Source organism: Amycolatopsis acidicola, assembly GCF_007713735.2.
GTDB classification, from domain to species: domain Bacteria; phylum Actinomycetota; class Actinomycetes; order Mycobacteriales; family Pseudonocardiaceae; genus Amycolatopsis_E; species Amycolatopsis_E acidicola.
The window spans coordinates 1-17508 of the sequence record NZ_VMNW02000062.1; the positions used below are offsets into that span (position 1 = coordinate 1).

Sequence of the window (17508 nt, forward strand, 5' to 3'; positions counted from 1 at the left end):
CACCCGGGCCCACCCACACCCGCGCCGCAAGCCAACCAATCCGCGTCCAGGGCCAACACACCGCCGCCCAGGGCCAACACGCGAACACGAACGGCCAACACGCCACCGCCGCGGGCCAACACGCCCGCACCGGCATGTTGGCCGCTCCGGTGCGTGTATTGGCCGTTCCGGTGCGTGTGTCGGCTGGCGGCGGGGGTGTGTTGGCCGCCCTCGTTGGTGTGGTGGCCGTTTCCGGGCGCGGGCCGCGGGCCGCAGCGCGGGCCGCGGGGTCAGCCGCCGGTCTTCACCGCTCCTTCTGGCATCGGGTCGTAGCGGGCGTGCCGTCTCGTGAACGTCGCCGTGCCCGACGTCAGCGAGCGCAGGTCGGTGGCGTACCGGAGCAGCTCCGTGGCCGGCACCTCCGCCCGGATCACCGTGCGCCCGCCGCCCGCGGACTCCGTGCCGAGCACCCGGCCCCGCCGCGAGGACAGGTCGCCCAGCACGTTGCCGAGGTGGTCGTCGGGCAGCCGGACCAGCACCTCGTCCAGCGGCTCCAGCAGCGTGATCCGGCCGTTCGCCGCGGCCTCCTTGAGCGCCAGTGCCCCGGCCATCTGGAACGCCGCGTCGGAGGAGTCGACGCTGTGGGCCTTCCCGTCGACCAGCGTCACGCGCACGTCGACCACCGGATGCCCATCCACGAGGCCCTTTTCGAGCTGGGCCCGCACGCCCTTCTCCACGCTCGGGATGAACTGGTGCGGCACCGCGCCGCCGACGATCTTGTCGACGAACTCGAACCCCGCGCCCCGCTCCAGTGGCTGCACCTCGATGTCGCACACGGCGTACTGGCCGTGCCCGCCGGACTGCTTCACGTGCCGCCCGTGCCCCTTCGCCGGGGCCGCGAACGTCTCGCGCAGGCTGATCTTGATCGGCTCGGTGTCGACCTCGGCGCCCCCGGCCCGCAGCCGGGACAGCACCACGTCCGCGTGCGCCTCGCCCATGCACCACAGCACGAGCTGGTTCGTCTCGGCGTTGCGCTCCAGGCGTAGCGTCGGATCGCCCGCCACGAGCCGGGAAAGGTTGCGCGCCAACGTATCCTCGTCACTGCGGTTGTGCGCGACGATCGCCACCGGCAGCAACGGCTCGGGCATGCTCCACGGTTTCATCAGCAGCGGTTCGTCCGGAGAGGACACCGTGTCCCCGGTCTCCGCCGAGCCGATCTTCGTCAGCGCGCACAGGTCGCCCGCCACGCAGTAGGGCACCTCGCGCAGGTTCGCGCCCAGCGGCGAGTACAGGTGCGCGACGCGCTCGTCCGCGTCGTGGTCTTCGTGGCCGCGCTCGGCGAGCCCGTGCCCGGACACGTGCACCGGCCGCTCGGGACGCAGCGTCCCGGAGAAGACGCGGACCAGTGAAACCCTTCCCACATAAGAATCCACGGCGGTGCGGACGACCTCGGCGGCCAGTGGCCCGTCCGGGTCGGCCGTCAGGCTCGCGTGCGGCGAACCGTCCACCGCGCTCACGTCCGGCAGCCGGTGCTCCACGGGTGACGGGAACGCCCGCGCCATCCCGTCCAGCACCTCGGCGAGCCCGAGCCCGGTCGTCGCGCACACGGGGATGACCGGGTGGAACGTGCCGCGCGCGACGGCCGTCTCCAGGTCGGAGATCAGCGTGGCCTCGGAGATCTCCTCACCGGCGAGGTACCGGTCCATCAGGGTTTCGTCCTCGCTCTCGGCGATGATCCCCTCGATGAGCTCGTTGCGTGCCTCGGTCATCCGGTCCAGGTCCGCCGGGTCCGGGTCGCCGAGCGTGGGCGGGTAGCCCTTCGAATAGTCGTACAGGCGCTGAGTGATCAGCCCGACGAGCCCGGGCTCGGTCCCGCTCGCGGGCAGGTACAGCGGGAGCACCCCGGCCCCGAACGCCTCCTGGCAGGCGGCGATCTCGGCGGTCGCGTCCGCGCGGTGGTGGTCGAGCCGGGCGACGACCACCGCGCGCGGCATCCCCACCGCGGCGCATTCCTCCCACAGCGCGACCGTCGTCTCGTCCACGCCTTCGGCCGCGCACACCACGAACAGCGCGGCGTCGGCGGCGCGCAGGCCGGCCCGCAGTTCGCCCACGAAGTCGGCGTACCCGGGCGTGTCGATCAGGTTGATCTTGACCCCGTCGTGCAGGACGGGGGCGACGGCGAGGCCCACCGAGCGCTGCTGGCGGACGGCCGCGGGATCGTGGTCGCAGACCGTGGTGCCCTCCACGACGGAACCGGCCCTGCTCACGGCGCCGGACACGGCGAGCAGGGCCTCGGTGAGGGTGGTCTTGCCGGATCCCGACGGGCCGACCAGGACGACGTTGCGCACCTTGCGCGGGTCGTCCACAGCGACCGCGGCCCCGGAATCGCCGTTCCTCACTTGCTTTTCGGCCATCACAGGCCTCCCGGGACGTCGATGTCGGTAACGGGTGTGCCTCCGATCACACACCTGTCGGCCACGTGCGGGCAACCCCGCGTCCACCAGGTAACCCGACTGCGCGGGCCGCCCCGGAAAGTGGCCTTCCGGAATAGGGCCGCATTGGCTCAGGACGCCGGTCCATTCGGACCTAAACTGGAGGTCGCACCTGGTTCGCCCGCTCCGAAAGGCCTCCGAAGTGACCGAAGTTCAGCCCACTGGTTCCCCCGTGCCCGAGCGCGGTACCGCGCGTGTCAAGCGGGGCATGGCCGAGATGCTCAAGGGCGGGGTGATCATGGACGTGGTCACCGCCGACCAGGCCAAGATCGCCGAGGACGCCGGCGCGGTCGCGGTGATGGCGCTGGAGCGGGTGCCCGCCGACATCCGTGCCCAGGGCGGCGTCGCGCGGATGAGCGACCCGGACCTGATCGACGGGATCGTCGGCGCGGTGTCCATCCCCGTGATGGCGAAGGCCCGGATCGGGCATTTCGTCGAGGCCCGCGTGCTGCAGTCGCTCGGCGTGGACTACATCGACGAGTCCGAGGTGCTCACCCCGGCCGACTACGCCAACCACATCGACAAGTGGGCCTTCACCGTGCCCTTCGTCTGTGGCGCCACGAATCTCGGCGAGGCGTTGCGGCGCATCAACGAGGGCGCGGCGATGATCCGCTCCAAGGGCGAGGCCGGCACCGGCGACGTCTCCAACGCGACCACGCACATGCGCAAGATCCGCGGCGAGATCGCGCACCTGACGTCGCTGCCGGAGGACGAGCTGTACGTGGCCGCGAAGGAGCTGCAGGCGCCGTACGAGCTGGTCCGCGAGGTCGCGGAGAAGGGCAAGCTGCCGGTCGTGCTGTTCACCGCCGGCGGCATCGCGACCCCGGCCGACGCGGCGATGATGATGCAGCTCGGCGCCGAGGGCGTGTTCGTCGGCTCGGGCATCTTCAAGTCGGGCAACCCGGCCAAACGCGCCGAGGCGATCGTCAAGGCCACCACCTTCCACGACGACCCGGACGTGATCGCGAAGGTCTCCCGCGGCCTCGGCGAGGCGATGGTCGGCATCAACGTCGACGACGTCCCCGAACCCCACCGCCTGGCCGAACGCGGCTGGTGACCACAGTCCACCTGATCGAGCCGCCGGGTCCCGCCTTCGGAGTGAAGGCGGGACCCGGCTCTTACCCGGAAGAGGACGGATGACGGCGAAACCGGTGATCGGGGTACTCGCCCTGCAGGGTGACGTGCGGGAGCACGCCGCGCTGCTGGAACGGGCCGGGGCCGAACCGCGGCCGGTTCGCCGGCCCGGCGAGCTGGACGGGCTGCACGGCCTGGTCCTGCCGGGCGGCGAATCCACCACGATGTCGCGCCTGCTCGAGACCTTCGAGCTGCTGGAACCGCTGCGCGGGCGCATCGCCGGCGGGCTTCCGGTCTATGGTTCTTGTGCGGGGATGATCCTGCTGGCCAGGCAGGTGCTGGACGGCCGCCCGGACCAGCGCCAGCTCGACGGGCTCGACGTGATCGTCCGGCGCAACGCGTTCGGGCGGCAGGTCGACTCCTTCGAGGCCGACCTGGACTTCGCGGGCCTGGAAGGCCCCGCCGTGCACGCCGTCTTCATCCGCGCCCCCTGGGTGGAGAAGGCGGGGGACGGGGTGGAGATACTGGCCAGGGTGCCGGACGCCGCCGGCGCCGGGGACGCTGCCGCTAGGATCGTCGCGATCCGGCAGGGGCCGGTGCTCGCCACCGCCTTCCACCCGGAGCTCACGGGGGACGAGCGCGTGCACCAGCTGTTCGTCCGCATGGTGCGTGACGCGTAGAACGATTAGATGGAGGAGAGATGAGCGGCCACTCCCGGTTCGGGGTGTCACAGTGGCCACCACGGGGCCTCCTCAGCGACGAGAATATGGAGACGAGATGAGCGGCCACTCCAAGTGGGCCACCACTAAGCACAAGAAGGCCGCCGTCGATGCCAAGCGTGGCAAGCTGTTCGCGAGACTGATCAAGAACATCGAGGTCGCCGCGCGGACCGGCGGTGGCGACCCGGACGGCAACCCGACGCTCTACGACGCCATCCAGAAGGCGAAGAAGAACTCCGTCCCGCAGGACAACATCGAGCGCGCGCGCAAGCGTGGCGGCGGTGAAGAGGCCGGTGGCGCCGACTGGCAGAACATCACGTACGAGGGCTACGGCCCGAACGGCGTCGCGGTCTTCATCGAGTGCCTCACCGACAACCGCAACCGCGCGGCGTCGGAGGTGCGCACGGCGCTCACCCGCAACGGCGGCTCGCTCGCCGACCCGGGTTCGGTCGCGTACCTGTTCACCCGCAAGGGCGTGGTGATCATGCCGAAGAACGACCTGTCCGAGGACGACGTCCTGATGGCGGTCCTCGACGCAGGCGCCGAGGAGGTCAACGATCTCGGCGACCAGTTCGAGATCGTCTCGGAGGCCACGGATCTCGTCGAGGTGCGGAAGGCGCTGCAGGCGGCCGGTTTCGACTACGAGTCGGCGGACCCGACCTTCCTGCCGTCGGTCAGCGTGCCGCTCGACGCGGACGGCGCGAAGAAGGTCTTCAAGCTGATCGACGCGCTCGAAGACTGCGACGACGTCCAGAACGTGTATGCGAATTTTGACGTTTCCGACGAGGTCCTCGCCGAAGTCGGCTGACCCACAAGACGGAAAAATCCCGGTGTGCCAAGCACATCGGGATTTTTTTGCGGGGGAGCCTGGGATCTCGGGCGGCGTTGCGGCAGAATGACCGCCGTGACGACCGAAGCCCTCGCCTCGCAAGAACAGGAACTGCTCGACTGGATCGTCGCCGAGGCGGAACGGCGGGGCAATGCGGTCATCTCGGTTCCCCGTGACGACAAGGGATCCGGCTACTGCTTCACCGCGTGCGTGTGGGCGATGCACGAGGTTCCCGAGGCCGTCGTGGTCGGGCTGCCCGAGCAGATGGCGCAGGTCCTGCTCGACGCCTATGTGGACCGTGCGGCCACCGGGGACCCGTTCGTCCCCGGCCGCGTGTACGACGATTTCTTCGAGGGCGTTCCGGTCACGTTCGAGCAGGTGCACCCCGGGCACTACCCGGAGTACTTCGGCAGCGCCTTCCTCGTCTACCCGGACGGCGACTTCCCCGCGGTGCAGATCATCGTCGCCACCCCCGAGGGCCACCACTGGCCGTGGGACGCGGACGCGCCCGAGGGCTTCGCCGAATGGCAGCCGGTGCTGACCGACAGCGGCAGGCCGGAAAGCTGGACCCCGGGCGTCGACGGTCCATAAAGGACACTCGCGGCCCCGGCGCGTCCTGCGCCGTCGCGGCCCGCCGGACCGGTAGCCTCCGAACTGGTGTTCGGTGAGGAGGAGATCTGGTGCGAGTGCTCGGTGTCGACCCCGGGCTGACGCGGTGCGGGCTCGGCGTGGTGGACGGCGGCACGGGGCGGAAGGTCAGCTGTGTCGCGGTGGACGTGGTGCGCACCCCGGCGGACGCGTCGCTGGCGATCCGGCTGCTCGGCATCTCCGACGGCGTCGAGGAATGGCTCGACCGCTACCGGCCCGACGCCGTCGCGGTGGAACGCGTGTTCAGCCAGCACAACGTGCGCACGGTGATGGGCACGGCGCAGGCCGGGGGAGTGGTCGCGCTCGCGGCCGCCCGGCGCGGGCTGCCGGTCGTGTTCCACACCCCCAGCGAGGTCAAGGCCGCGGTCACCGGGTCCGGCCGCGCGGACAAGTCGCAGGTCACCGGTATGGTGACGCGATTACTCGGCCTGGTGGAGAAACCGAACCCGGCCGACGCGGCGGACGCGCTGGCGCTGGCCATCTGTCACCTGTGGCGCGAGCCGATGCGGCAGCGCCTCGCGGAGGCCGAAGCGAGGGCGGCGGAACTCGCCCGGAAGCACCGGGCCCGGCTGGCCGCTGCGGCGAAGACGGCGAAAACGAAGGGAGCGGCCCGATGATCTCGTCGGTGCACGGCGAAGTGCTGTCGGTCGGGCTGGACCACGTGGTCGTCGAGGTCGGCGGGGTGGGCTTCGCGGTACAGGCCACGCCCGCCACCCTGGCCACGCTGCGCCGCGGCGAACGCACCCGGCTGCACACCGCGCTGGTCGTCCGCGAGGATTCGCTGACCCTGTTCGGGTTCGCCGACGCGGAGGCCCGCGAGCTCTTTCTGTTGCTGCAGACCGTTTCCGGCATCGGCCCGCGGCTCGCGCTGGCGGCGCTGGCGGTGCTCGAACCGGACAAGCTGCGCACCGCGCTCGCCGAAGGCAACATCACCGTGCTCACCCAGGTTCCCGGCATCGGCCGCAAGGGCGCGGAACGGCTCAGCCTCGAGCTGCGGGACAAGGTCACCGCCGTCGCGGGCACGAGCGGGGAAGCGCTGCCCGTGGCCGGTTCCGCCGTGCGAGCCGAGGTCGTGGAAGCGCTTACCGGGCTGGGCTTCGCGGCCAAACAGGCCGAGCAGGCGGTGGAAAAGGTGCTGGCCGACGCCGGGGAGGCCGACACGCCCACGGTGCTGCGCGCCGCGCTGACCACCCTCGGCCGCAAGCGGTAGGGCCACGGCATGCACGATGAAAGCGTGACCGACTTCGACCCGGACGAGACCCTGTCCGCGCTGCCGCAGACCGGCGAGCGCGAGGTCGAGACGTCGCTGCGGCCCCGCAAACTGGCCGAGTTCGTCGGCCAGCCGCGCGTGCGCGAACAGCTCGAACTGGTGCTGGAGAGCGCCCGGCGGCGCGGGGTGCCCCCGGACCACGTGCTGCTGTCCGGCCCGCCCGGGCTCGGCAAGACCAGCCTCGCGATGATCGTCGCCGCGGAGCTGGACGCGGCCATCCGGATCACCTCCGGCCCGGCGCTGGAGCGCGCGGGCGACCTGGCCGCGATGCTGTCCAACCTCGCCGAGGGCGACGTGCTGTTCATCGACGAGATCCACCGCATCGCCCGCCCCGCCGAGGAAATGCTGTACCTCGCGATGGAGGACTTCCGGGTCGACGTGGTGGTCGGCAAGGGCCCGGGCGCCACCAGCATCCCGCTGGAGATCGCGCCGTTCACCCTGGTCGGCGCCACCACCCGGTCCGGCGCGCTGACCGGGCCGCTGCGCGACCGCTTCGGCTTCACCGGCCAGATGGAGTTCTACGCCGACGACGAGCTCGACGAGGTGGTCACGCGCGCGGCGAAGATCCTCGGCATCGAGGTCGACGGGCGCGCCAGCGCCGAGATCGCCCGCCGCTCCCGCGGCACGCCCCGGATCGCGAACCGCCTGCTCCGCCGCGTGCGCGACTACGCCGAGGTCCGCGCCGACGGCCGCATCACCTACGAGGTCACCCGCGCCGCGCTCGCGGTCTACGACGTGGACGAGCTGGGCCTGGACCGGCTCGACAGGGCGGTGCTGAGCGCGCTGGTCGGCTCGTTCGGCGGCGGCCCGGTCGGGATCTCCACGCTGGCCGTGGCGGTCGGTGAAGAGGCGACTACGGTCGAGGAGGTCTGTGAGCCTTACCTCGTGCGCGCGGGTATGCTCGCCCGGACTCCACGGGGCAGGGTCGCCACCGCGACCGCGTGGGAGCACCTGGGCCTCGCGCCCCCACCCGGCTACGGCCGGATGGACCAGCCGCCGCTGTTCGACTAGAGGCACGTCAGCGGCGGGTGGTGAGAACAGCGGTGGCACCTGGCACACTCGAAAGAGCACATCCGGACAATTAGGCGCGCGCGTGGCGCTCGCCGAATGGAGAATCATGAATCAGCTTTTCCTGCCGTTGCTCCTCATGCTCGTCGTGGCGATCCCGCTGGTGATGGGGAGCCGCAAGCAGAAGCGGGCGGCGCAGGAGCAGAAGAACCTGCAGACCAGCCTGTCCGAGGGCGACCGCGTGATGACCACCTCCGGCCTCTACGGCACGGTGGCCGACACCAGCGACGAGACCTCGATCGACATCGAGATCGCGCCCGGCGTGGTGACCACGTGGCTGCGGCAGGCGGTGCGGGAGAAGGTCGCGCCCCCGGTCGACGAGATCGAGGACGAGACCGAGGAGTCCCCGGAGGAGTCCCCGGCCACCTCGGCCGAGGCCATCACCGAGGCGCCGGCCGAGGAAGAGAAGGCCGGTCCGCAGATCGCGCCGCCGCTCGAGCACGGCAAGAAGTAAGGGCCATCGCCCGGCCCCTGGCGCCCTCCGGAACGGCGCCGGGGGCAACACGCTGCGCTCACCCGGGACCGAGTAGGGTTCCGGTCCTACCAGCGCCGCAGACCCCTTTTTCCCGAGGAGAACCACAACCGTGGCACCACCGGCCGGGCGGATCCGCCCGGGACGCTATCTCATCATCTACGCCCTGATCGTGGTCGTGCTCTACGTGCTGGTGTTCTTCACCGGCGGGGGCAAGCCGACGCCCAAACTGGGCATCGATCTGCAGGGCGGCACCCGCGTCACGCTCAGCGCGCGCACCCCCGACGGCTCCGCGCCGACGAAGGACTCGCTGAACCAGGCGCGCCAGATCATCGAGAAGCGCGTCAACGGGATGGGCGTCAGCGGCGCCGAGGTCCTCCTCGACGGCAACAACATCGTCATCACGGTGCCCGGCGAGCAGGGCGACCAGGCCAAGAAGCTCGGCCAGACCGCGCAGCTGAACTTCCGCCAGGTGCTGGACTCGGCGCAGGCCACGGCCGCGCCCACCCCGCCACCGGCCGGCACCACCGACGACCAGTCCACGCAGCAGATCCAGCAGGCCAAGGCCACCCGCCAGGATCCGGCGCTGATGACCGGCACCGGGGACGACATCGCCGCGGGCGCCACGGCGCAGCAGGCGCTGGCCGCGTTCACCTGCTCCACGCAGGACCCGCTGAGCGGTAACGACGACCCGAACCTCCCGCTGATGACCTGCAGCCAGGACGGGACCACGAAGTACCTGCTCGGGCCGGTGTTCCTCAAAGGCACCGAGATCGACAGCGCGGTCTCCTCGCCGCCGGCGCAGGGCAAGGCGGGCTGGACGGTCGACCTGACCTTCAAGGACGCCGGGCGCCAGACCTGGGCCGACTTCACCACGAAGCACTATCAGGCGCAGACGCAGACGGCGTTCACCCTGGACACGCAGGTGGTCTCCGCGCCCGCGATCCAGAGCGCGATCGTCGACGGCAACACGCAGATCAGCGGCAACTTCACCCAGCAGCAGACCAAGGACCTGGCCGACATCCTGAAGTACGGCTCGCTGCCGCTGTCGTTCACGTCCTCGGACGCCACCACGGTTTCGGCCACCCTCGGCCTCGCCTCGCTTAAGGCGGGCCTGATCGCCGGCGGGATCGGCCTGCTGCTGGTGTTCCTGTACTGCCTGTTCTACTACCGCCTCCTCGGCGTGCTCACGATCATCTCGCTTGCGCTGTCCGGCGCGGTCGTTTACGCGGTGCTGGTGCTGCTCGGGCGGTGGATCGGGTTCAGCCTCGACCTCGCGGGCGTCGCCGGGTTCATCATCGCCATCGGTGTCACCGCGGACTCCTTCGTCGTGTTCTTCGAACGGCTGAAGGACGAGATACGGGAGGGCAGAACCTTCCGGTCCGCGGTGCCGCGCGGCTGGCAGCGGGCGCGGCGCACGATCCTGGCCTCCGACGCCATCCTGTTCCTGGCTTCGGCGGTGCTGTACGCGATCGCGGTCGGCGACGTGCAGGGCTTCGCGTTCACCCTCGGCATGTCCACGGTGCTGGACCTGGTCGTGGTCTTCCTGGTGACGCACCCGCTGGTGGCGCTGGCCTCGCGGTCGAAGTTCCTGTCCAACCCGAAGCTCACCGGCCTCGGCGGGGTGCAGACCCTCGCCGCCGAACGCCGGTCGGCCCGCAAGGCCGCCGCGGCCGGTAAGGAGGCGTGAGCATGTCCAGCGCGGAAAGCCACGGCGCCCAGGCCTCGCCGAAGAAGAACGAAGGCGGCATCCTCCACCGGCTCTACGTCGGCACCGGCGCCTTCGACATCGTAGGCAAGCGCAAACGGTGGTACCTCTTCTTCATCGCGCTGGTGCTGATCAGCGTCGCGTCGATGGGGATCAAGGGGTTCAACCTTGGCATCGAGTTCGAGGGCGGTACCCAGATCCAGCTGCCGGCGCACGGCGCGCACGGCACGATCACGTCCGACGACGCCACCCGCGTGTTCGCCGACGCGCTCGGCAAGCAGGCGGCCGAGGCGCAGACGGTCGGCGTCGGGAGCGCCGCGACGGTGCAGATCCGCTCGGAGACGCTGCCGGAGACGGACGTCGCGAAGGTGAAGCAGGCGCTGTTCCAGCAGCTCCAGCCGATCGGCAGCAACGGGCAGCCCAGCGAGCAGGCGATCAGCGACAGCGCGGTGAGCGCGTCGTGGGGCGGGGAGATCTCGCGCCAGGCATTCATCGCGCTCGGCGTGTTCATGGTGCTGGTGACGATCTTCCTGGCGATCTACTTCGAACGCTGGATGGCGCTGGCGGCGCTGATCTCGCTGATCCACGACATCGTGGTCACGGCGGGCATCTACTCGCTCGTCGGCTTCGAGGTCACGCCCGCCACGGTGATCGGCCTGCTGACGATTCTCGGTTTTTCCCTGTACGACACGGTGGTGGTGTTCGACAAGGTCAAGGAGAACTCGCGCGGCATCCTCGGCCTGACGAGGCGCACCTACGCGGAGACGGCGAACCTGGCGCTGAACCAGACGCTGATGCGCTCGATCAACACCTCGGTCATCGCGCTGCTGCCGGTGCTGGGGCTGCTGATCGTGGGCTATATTCTGCTCGGCTCCGGCACGCTGCAGGACCTGGCGCTGGTCCAGCTCACCGGCATGCTCGCCGGCGTGATGTCCTCGCTGTTCCTGGCCACGCCGCTGCTGGTGGACTTCAAGATGCGTGACCCGAAGTTCAAGCAGCAGGCGGAGCGGGTGCGGCAGCGCCGCGCGAACCTGGCCCGCAAGGCCGCCGAGCGTCAGGCGGAGGAGGACGACTTCGACGCCTCGGACGACGACGCGCTGGCCGCCGAGCTCCGTAAGGAGAAGGCGTACGCGGCGGCGGCCAGTGTCCCGTCGAGGACGCCGAAGCAATCGAAGTCCAACCCGCGGCGCGGGCGGCCTTCGGGCAAGAAGAAGCGCTGAGCATGGATCTCGACGCCGCATTGGGCCTGATCGCCGAGATCCCGGATTTCCCCGAGCCTGGCGTGCTGTTCCGCGACCTGTCGCCGCTGTTCGCCAGCGCCGACGGGTTCAAGGCGGTCACCGACGCGCTCGCCGCCACGGTGGAGCCGGACGTGGAGCTGCTGGCCGCGGTCGAGGCGCGCGGGTTCATGCTCGCCGCCGCGGTCGGCTACGCCCGCGGGCTCGGCGTGGTCCTGGTCCGCAAGCCCGGCAAGCTGCCCTCGGTCGCGGGCCGCGTGGAGTACGCGCTCGAGTACGGCACGGCTTCGCTGGAGCTGCCCGCCGGCGTCGTCGCGCCGGGCAGCCGGGTCGCGGTGGTCGACGACGTGCTGGCCACGGGCGGCACGGTCGACGCGGCGTGCCGGCTGCTCGAAGAGGCCGGTGCCTCGGTGTCCGGGATTTCGGTGGTGCTGGAGCTCGCCGGTCTCGACGGCCGCGCCGTGCTGGCCGGCCGGAAGGTGAGCGCGCTCCAGGCCGCCTGAACCGGGGCCGGGGAATGGTGGCGGTCCCGCGGGTGTTTTCCTGATCAGGGATAGCGAAGCGGGGTGATCGGCCCGGCGGAAGCGGAGGCGACCGCTGGGCGCGGGTGCCCGCCACACAACGCACCTTGCGGATCACCGCGACGCCATCCGGCGCAGGCGGGTTACGCTTGTTGTCCGGAGAGGTCACGCGAAGAGGAGGTGGGGGTTGAGCCAAGAGCTCGATTCGGCGGCGCCCCACGAAAACGCGTTGACGCACCAGGGCGCGACCAGGGCGCCGTCGGCCACCCGGCGGGTCCGGGCGCGGCTCGCGCGGCGGATCACCGCGCAGCGGGCGGCCTCGGTCAAGCAGGTACTCGAGCCGCTGGCCGCGATCCACCGCGAGCTGCACCCGAACGCCGACCTGAGCCTGCTCCAGCGCGCCTACGACGTGGCCGAGGAGCTGCACCGCGAGCAGCGGCGTAAGTCCGGGGACCCGTACATCACGCATCCGCTCGCGGTGGCCACGATCCTCGCCGAGCTGGGCATGGACACCATCACGCTGGTGGCCGCGCTGCTGCACGACACGGTGGAGGACACCGGCTACTCGCTGGAGCAGCTGTCGGAGGACTTCGGCGACAAGGTCGCCCAGCTCGTCGACGGCGTGACCAAACTGGACAAGGTCAAGCTCGGCACGGCCGCCGAGGCCGAGACGATCCGCAAGATGGTCATCGCGATGGCGCGCGACCCGCGCGTGCTGGTGATCAAGCTGGCCGACCGGCTGCACAACATGCGCACGATGCGCTTCCTCCCGCCGGAAAAGCAGGCACGCAAGGCGAAGGAGACCCTCGAGGTCCTCGCCCCGCTGGCGCACCGGCTGGGCATGGCCACCGTCAAATGGGAGCTGGAGGACCTCGCGTTCGCGATCCTGCAGCCCAAGAAGTACGACGAGATCGTCCGCCTGGTCGCGGACAGGGCGCCCTCGCGCGACATCTACCTGCGCAAGGTGATCGACGAGCTGAACCTGAGCCTGGGCAACTCGCGGATCACCGCGAAGGTCGAGGGCAGGCCGAAGCACTACTACTCGATCAACCAGAAGATGATCGTCCGCGGCCGCGACCTCGACGACATCCACGACCTGGTCGGCGTGCGGATCCTGGTCGAGGACGTGCGGGACTGCTACGCCGCGATGGGCGTGGTGCACGCGCTGTGGCAGCCGATGCCCGGCCGCTTCAAGGACTACATCGCGCAGCCGCGGTTCGGGGTGTATCAGTCCCTGCACACCACGGTGATCGGGCCGGAGGGCAAACCCCTCGAAGTCCAGATCCGCACGTACGAAATGCACCACACCGCCGAGTACGGCATCGCCGCGCACTGGCGCTACAAGGAAACCAAGGGCACGCACAGCGGCGCCTCCGTCGACATCGACGAGATGGCCTGGATGCGGCAGCTGCTGGACTGGCAGCGGGAAGCGGCGGACCCGGGCGAGTTCCTCGACTCGCTGCGCTACGAGCTGGCCGCCCGCGAGATCTTCGTGTTCACGCCCAAGGGAGACGTGGTCACGCTGCCGGTCGACGGCACCCCGGTCGACTTCGCGTACGCGGTGCACACCGAGGTCGGGCACCGCTGCATCGGCGCCCGCGTCAACGGCAGGCTCGTCGCGCTGGAGCGGAAGCTCGAAAACGGCGACGTGGTCGAGATCTTCACGTCGAAGGCGGAGACGGCGGGCCCGAGCCGGGACTGGCTGCAGTTCGCCCGCTCGCCCAAGGCGCGCGCCAAGATCCGCCAGTGGTTCGCCAAGGAGCGCCGCGACGAGGCGATCGAGGCGGGCAAGGACGCGATCACCAAGGAGATCCGCAAGGTCGGGCTGCCGATGCAGCGCCTGGTCACCGCGGAGTCGATGGGCGCGCTCGCCGCCGAGCTGCGGCACCCGGACATCAGCTCGCTGTACGCCGCGGTGGGGGAGAGCCACACCAGCGCCAAGCACGTCGTGCAGCGGCTCGTCGCGCTGATCGGCGGGGTCGAGGAGGCCGAGGAGGAGCTGGCCGCGCGGGCCACCCCGTCCACGGTCACCCGCCGCCGCGGGTCCAACGACGTCGGCGTGATCGTCAAGGATTCCGGGGACGTGTGGGCGAAACTCGCGCGCTGCTGCACCCCGGTGCCGGGCGACGACATCCTCGGGTTCGTCACGCGCGGCGGCGGCGTGAGCGTGCACCGCACGGACTGCACCAACGCCGAGGACCTGCGCAGCCAGCCCGAGCGGCTGGTCGAGGTCGAGTGGGCGCCGTCGGAGAACTCGGTGTTCCTGGTCGCGATCCAGGTGGAGGCGCTGGACCGGCACCGGCTGCTTTCGGACGTGACGAAGGTGCTGGCCGACGAGAAGGTCAACATCCTGTCGGCGTCGGTCACCACGTCGCGGGACAGGGTGGCGGTGAGCCGGTTCTCGTTCGAGATGGGCGATCCCAAGCACCTCGGGCACGTGCTGAAGGTGGTGCGCGGCGTCGAGGGCGTGTACGACGTGTACCGCGTCACGTCGGCGTCCTGAGCGGGGACGCTAGGGTTCGGTCCATGGTGGATGGGCTGGAGTTCGCGCGTGAGGGCGAGGTCGGGACGCTGACCTTCGCCCGGCCGGAGAAGAAGAACGCGATCACGCACGGGATGTGGTCGGCGATCCCGGAGATCGTGGCCGGCGTGGAGGCGGACCCGGCGCTGAAGGTCCTGGTGCTCACCGGCGCCGGACAGGATTTCTCGGCGGGCGCGGACATCAGCGAGTTCCGCGAGCTGCGGTCCACAGCGGACGGTGCCGCCGCCTACGACAAGGCGGTCGAGGGCGCGGTCACGGCGTTGTCGGGGATGCGGAAGCCGACCGTCGCGAAGATCCGCGGAAACTGCATCGGTGGCGGCTGCCAGCTCTCGGTCGCGTGCGATTTCCGGTTCGCGGAGCCGGGTTCGCGGTTCGGGATCACCCCGGCGAAGCTCGGCATCGTGTACGACTTCCTCTCCACCCGGCAGCTGGTTTCGCTGATCGGCCCGGCGCACGCGCGGTACTTCCTGTTGTCCGGCCGGCTGATCGACGGCAGGCGGGCCCGCGAAATCGGTCTGCTCAACGACGTTTTCGCCAGCCTGGACGAAGAGGTCGCGGCGTTCGCGGAGACGCTGTGCGCGCGGTCGCAGTCCTCGATCCGCGGGATGAACCGGATCATCGGGAAGATCCTTGCGGGACAAGAGGAATCCGACGCGGAGGTGGAGGAGATCCGCTCGGCGGCCCTGCACGGCGAGGACTACGCCGAGGGCGTCGCGGCCTTCCTGGAGCGGCGCGCGCCGAAGTTCACCCATCGCTGAGGCGGGCCTCAGCCGCGGCTCGTTACCTTGGCCGCATGACCGCCCTCCGTGGAGAGAATCTGCCGCGCGCCCTGCTCGTGCTGCTGGGCGTGCTCACGATGCTGCCGGTGCTCGCGCTGGCCGACGCCTCGGTGCTCGAAACGAGCTACGGCGTGACCGATCCCGAACCGATGACGCTCGCCCTGCTGCAACATAGGGGAATGCTGCAGCTGCTGCTCGGCGCGATGATCGTGTGGGCCGCGTTCCACCGGCCCGCGCGCGTGCCCGCCGCGATCGCCGCCGTGCTGGGCAAGGGCACGTTCCTCGCGCTGATCCTGTCCGATGTGGACCTGCGCGCCGAGGTTCCTTGGTATACGGTCGTTTTCGACGCGCTCTGCATCGTCGTGCTGACCACTGTGGCCATTGTGGACGGTCGGAACCGGGCGGCGCGCGGGCTGCCTCAGGCCGGCTGATCCAGTCGCTGCTGCCGGGGCGGCTGCGGCGCGGCGGACCGGCCGCGCAGCACCTCGACCCGCTCGGAGTTGGGGCGCGCCAGCACCCAGCTCGACCCGGGCACGGCCTTCGCCCGCTTCTTCAGGGGCGCCAGCAGCCGGGACGCCTCGCGGTACGACGAGATGGTCGAGGTGGCGCAGACCAGGGTCGCCAGCGAGACCGTGACCGGCAGGCCCTCGGCCGACCACGGCGTGTCCAGCAGGGCACCGGCGATGGTGCTGATCTCGTCCACGTCGCAGGCGATGAGGAAGTCGTCCCCGCCGACGTGGCTGACCGTCATCCGCCGCAGGCGGCCGCTCAGATCGGTCAGCGTGCGCCCGAGCGCGCGGATCAGGTCGTCCCCGGCCGCGAACCCGGCGTTGTCGTTGACCTGCTTGAACGAGTCGACGTCCAGCCAGGCCGCGACGAACGGCTCGCGGCAGGCGATGCGCCGGTCGACGTCCTTGGCCACGGTCTCGCTGCCGGGCAGCCTGGTCAGCGGGTTGAGCGCGGCGGCCTCCTCGACCTTCGCCTCGGCGACCCCGCGCACGACCTCGTTCACCAGCACCACGCCGAGGCAGGTGCCGTCCTCGTCGACGACGACCACGTCGTCCCCGGTGCGGCCCCAGTCGGCGTCCGTGACCAGCTCCAGGAATTCCAGCGCGCTCGCCTCGGCGTTGATCACGTGCGGCGAGTCGGCCAGCCGGGCGGCCGGGCGCTTGGCGTGCAGCGCGTGCCCGTACGGCCCGGTCACCGAGACCAGGAACCGGGTCCGGTCGACCGACCACTGTGGACAGTGGTGCTCGTCGACGCCGATGATGCCCGACGGCGCGTCGCTCGCCGCGAGCGCGGTGCGCACGTCGTCGCAGGTGGCGTCCTCGGGCAGGGTGCTGGCGGGGCGCAGGAAGTCACGCACCTTGGGCGCGGTGAGCGGGCCGGGCACCACCCGCTCGTCGGGTTCCGGCGTGGCGGGGGTGAGCAGGTTCGTCCAGTTCACGCCGTCGGAGGCCGGGGCGAACAGATTGCCCTGGGCGATGCGCACCCCCAGTTTGCGCACCGCCGTCAGCTGCGCCTCCTGCTCGACTCCGGTGGCCACCAGCCGCCGGTTGGTCCGTGAGGTGAAGTGCAGCAGCGATTCGACCACGGCGATGGCCCCGGCGTCGGCCGGCAGCCTGCGCAGCACGCTGCGGTCGAGTTTGAGCACGTCCACCGGCGCGGCGGCCAGCAGCGTGAAGGGCAGGTCGGCGCGGCCGAGCCCGTCGAAGGCGAGCCGGAAGCCCAGCTCGCCCAGCCGGGTCAGGCCCGCGAGCAGCTGCTCGGGCCACACGTGCGAGAACGGCGGGCCGATCTCCAGCACGACCTCGCGCGGGCGCCTGCCGATGCGGGCCAGCGAGTCCAGCAGCGGGTCGAACGCCGACTCCGGGGCGGCCGCGGTGGGCGCGGTCAGGTTCAGGTGCAGGGGGAGAAGCGTCTCGTGGTCGGCCTCGGTCCGCACGGCTCTGGCGGCGAGGGAGATGTCCACCTCGGCGAGCCTGCGTTCTCTCATCGCGCGGTCGAGCAGCTCCTGCACCGAGCCCTTCCCGGGCCTGGCGAGTGCTTCGAGCGCCACGATGCCGCCGGTGTGCAGGCTGTACAGCGGCTGGAAGGCGAATCGAACCGCGTTCGGGGCTGCGCTCACGTGCACATCCTCGCTGGTGGTCCCCGGATTTCTCCACGGAT

The 17508-nt window shown here is 70.8% G+C and carries 16 protein-coding genes; 14 read left to right on the forward strand and 2 right to left on the reverse strand.

Annotated features, from left to right (window positions below):
- Positions 1 to 269 precede the first annotated feature (269 nt).
- Entirely contained in the window at positions 270 to 2393 is a 2124-nt protein-coding gene (locus FPZ12_RS31015; RefSeq protein WP_144755336.1) for an elongation factor G-like protein EF-G2, read from the reverse strand.
- Between the two features lie 220 nt (positions 2394 to 2613).
- On the opposite strand from FPZ12_RS31015, the gene pdxS reads away from it, so the two are divergent.
- The 14 genes from pdxS (at position 2614) to FPZ12_RS31085 (ending at position 15770) form a co-directional block, all read left to right on the forward strand.
- The gene (gene pdxS, locus FPZ12_RS31020; RefSeq protein ID WP_144755340.1) at positions 2614 to 3528 is read left to right on the forward strand and encodes a pyridoxal 5'-phosphate synthase lyase subunit PdxS; all 915 of its coding nucleotides are present in this window, start codon (positions 2614 to 2616) and stop codon (positions 3526 to 3528) included.
- A 79-nt stretch (positions 3529 to 3607) separates the two neighbouring features.
- The gene (pdxT, locus tag FPZ12_RS31025) at positions 3608 to 4225 is read left to right on the forward strand and encodes a pyridoxal 5'-phosphate synthase glutaminase subunit PdxT (RefSeq protein WP_144755343.1); all 618 of its coding nucleotides are present in this window, start codon (positions 3608 to 3610) and stop codon (positions 4223 to 4225) included.
- A 97-nt stretch (positions 4226 to 4322) separates the two neighbouring features.
- The gene (locus FPZ12_RS31030; RefSeq protein ID WP_144755346.1) at positions 4323 to 5072 is read left to right on the forward strand and encodes a YebC/PmpR family DNA-binding transcriptional regulator; all 750 of its coding nucleotides are present in this window, start codon (positions 4323 to 4325) and stop codon (positions 5070 to 5072) included.
- 87 nt (positions 5073 to 5159) lie between these two features.
- Positions 5160 to 5684: a DUF4262 domain-containing protein gene (locus FPZ12_RS31035; protein WP_144755349.1), complete on the forward strand. Its 525-nt coding sequence runs from the start codon at positions 5160 to 5162 to the stop codon at positions 5682 to 5684.
- Positions 5685 to 5773: 89 nt separating this feature from the next.
- Entirely contained in the window at positions 5774 to 6358 is a 585-nt protein-coding gene (ruvC, locus tag FPZ12_RS31040; RefSeq protein ID WP_144755352.1) for a crossover junction endodeoxyribonuclease RuvC, read from the forward strand.
- Positions 6355 to 6951 (forward strand): Holliday junction branch migration protein RuvA, encoded by a 597-nt coding sequence (gene ruvA / locus FPZ12_RS31045; protein WP_144755355.1) that lies wholly within the window; start codon positions 6355 to 6357, stop codon positions 6949 to 6951. Before ruvC ends, ruvA begins: the two co-directional genes overlap by 4 nt.
- 9 nt (positions 6952 to 6960) lie before the next feature.
- Positions 6961 to 8022, forward strand: coding sequence for a Holliday junction branch migration DNA helicase RuvB (ruvB, locus tag FPZ12_RS31050; protein WP_144755357.1), 1062 nt, complete (start codon positions 6961 to 6963; stop codon positions 8020 to 8022).
- A 106-nt stretch (positions 8023 to 8128) separates the two neighbouring features.
- The gene (gene yajC, locus FPZ12_RS31055; protein WP_144755360.1) at positions 8129 to 8533 is read left to right on the forward strand and encodes a preprotein translocase subunit YajC; all 405 of its coding nucleotides are present in this window, start codon (positions 8129 to 8131) and stop codon (positions 8531 to 8533) included.
- Positions 8534 to 8663: 130 nt separating this feature from the next.
- Positions 8664 to 10241 (forward strand): protein translocase subunit SecD, encoded by a 1578-nt coding sequence (gene secD, locus FPZ12_RS31060; protein ID WP_144755363.1) that lies wholly within the window; start codon positions 8664 to 8666, stop codon positions 10239 to 10241.
- 2 nt (positions 10242 to 10243) lie between these two features.
- The gene (secF, locus tag FPZ12_RS31065) at positions 10244 to 11479 is read left to right on the forward strand and encodes a protein translocase subunit SecF (RefSeq protein WP_144755366.1); all 1236 of its coding nucleotides are present in this window, start codon (positions 10244 to 10246) and stop codon (positions 11477 to 11479) included.
- A 2-nt stretch (positions 11480 to 11481) separates the two neighbouring features.
- Complete coding sequence (locus FPZ12_RS31070; protein ID WP_144755369.1) at positions 11482 to 12000, forward strand: adenine phosphoribosyltransferase; 519 nt, start codon at positions 11482 to 11484, stop codon at positions 11998 to 12000.
- Between the two features lie 205 nt (positions 12001 to 12205).
- On the forward strand, positions 12206 to 14521 hold the full coding sequence (locus FPZ12_RS31075) for a RelA/SpoT family protein (RefSeq protein WP_424923660.1): 2316 nt from the start codon (positions 12206 to 12208) through the stop codon (positions 14519 to 14521).
- Between the two features lie 23 nt (positions 14522 to 14544).
- A complete protein-coding gene (locus FPZ12_RS31080) occupies positions 14545 to 15318 on the forward strand; it encodes an enoyl-CoA hydratase/isomerase family protein (protein ID WP_144755375.1) in 774 nt (257 codons plus the stop codon).
- A 35-nt stretch (positions 15319 to 15353) separates the two neighbouring features.
- Positions 15354 to 15770: a hypothetical protein gene (locus tag FPZ12_RS31085; protein ID WP_144755378.1), complete on the forward strand. Its 417-nt coding sequence runs from the start codon at positions 15354 to 15356 to the stop codon at positions 15768 to 15770.
- Here FPZ12_RS31085 and FPZ12_RS31090 read toward each other — a convergent pair.
- Positions 15758 to 17467, reverse strand: coding sequence for a GGDEF domain-containing protein (locus FPZ12_RS31090; RefSeq protein ID WP_243770113.1), 1710 nt, complete (start codon positions 17465 to 17467; stop codon positions 15758 to 15760). The two genes, FPZ12_RS31085 and FPZ12_RS31090, sit on opposite strands and share 13 nt — an antisense overlap.
- Between the last annotated feature and the right edge of the window lie 41 nt (positions 17468 to 17508).

Bases quoted from the DNA above. Each gene is read 5' to 3' on its own strand.
- FPZ12_RS31015 (WP_144755336.1), bottom strand. From the start codon at position 2,393: ATGGCCGAAAAGCAAGTGAGGAACGGCGATTCCGGGGCCGCGGTCGCT.
- pdxT (WP_144755343.1), top strand. From the start codon at position 3,608: ATGACGGCGAAACCGGTGATCGGGGTACTCGCCCTGCAGGGTGACGTG.
- FPZ12_RS31030 (WP_144755346.1), top strand. From the start codon at position 4,323: ATGAGCGGCCACTCCAAGTGGGCCACCACTAAGCACAAGAAGGCCGCC.
- FPZ12_RS31035 (WP_144755349.1), top strand. From the start codon at position 5,160: ATGACCGCCGTGACGACCGAAGCCCTCGCCTCGCAAGAACAGGAACTG.
- ruvA (WP_144755355.1), top strand. From the start codon at position 6,355: ATGATCTCGTCGGTGCACGGCGAAGTGCTGTCGGTCGGGCTGGACCAC.
- ruvB (WP_144755357.1), top strand. From the start codon at position 6,961: ATGCACGATGAAAGCGTGACCGACTTCGACCCGGACGAGACCCTGTCC.
- yajC (WP_144755360.1), top strand. From the start codon at position 8,129: ATGAATCAGCTTTTCCTGCCGTTGCTCCTCATGCTCGTCGTGGCGATC.
- secF (WP_144755366.1), top strand. From the start codon at position 10,244: ATGTCCAGCGCGGAAAGCCACGGCGCCCAGGCCTCGCCGAAGAAGAAC.
- FPZ12_RS31070 (WP_144755369.1), top strand. From the start codon at position 11,482: ATGGATCTCGACGCCGCATTGGGCCTGATCGCCGAGATCCCGGATTTC.
- FPZ12_RS31080 (WP_144755375.1), top strand. From the start codon at position 14,545: ATGGTGGATGGGCTGGAGTTCGCGCGTGAGGGCGAGGTCGGGACGCTG.
- FPZ12_RS31085 (WP_144755378.1), top strand. From the start codon at position 15,354: ATGACCGCCCTCCGTGGAGAGAATCTGCCGCGCGCCCTGCTCGTGCTG.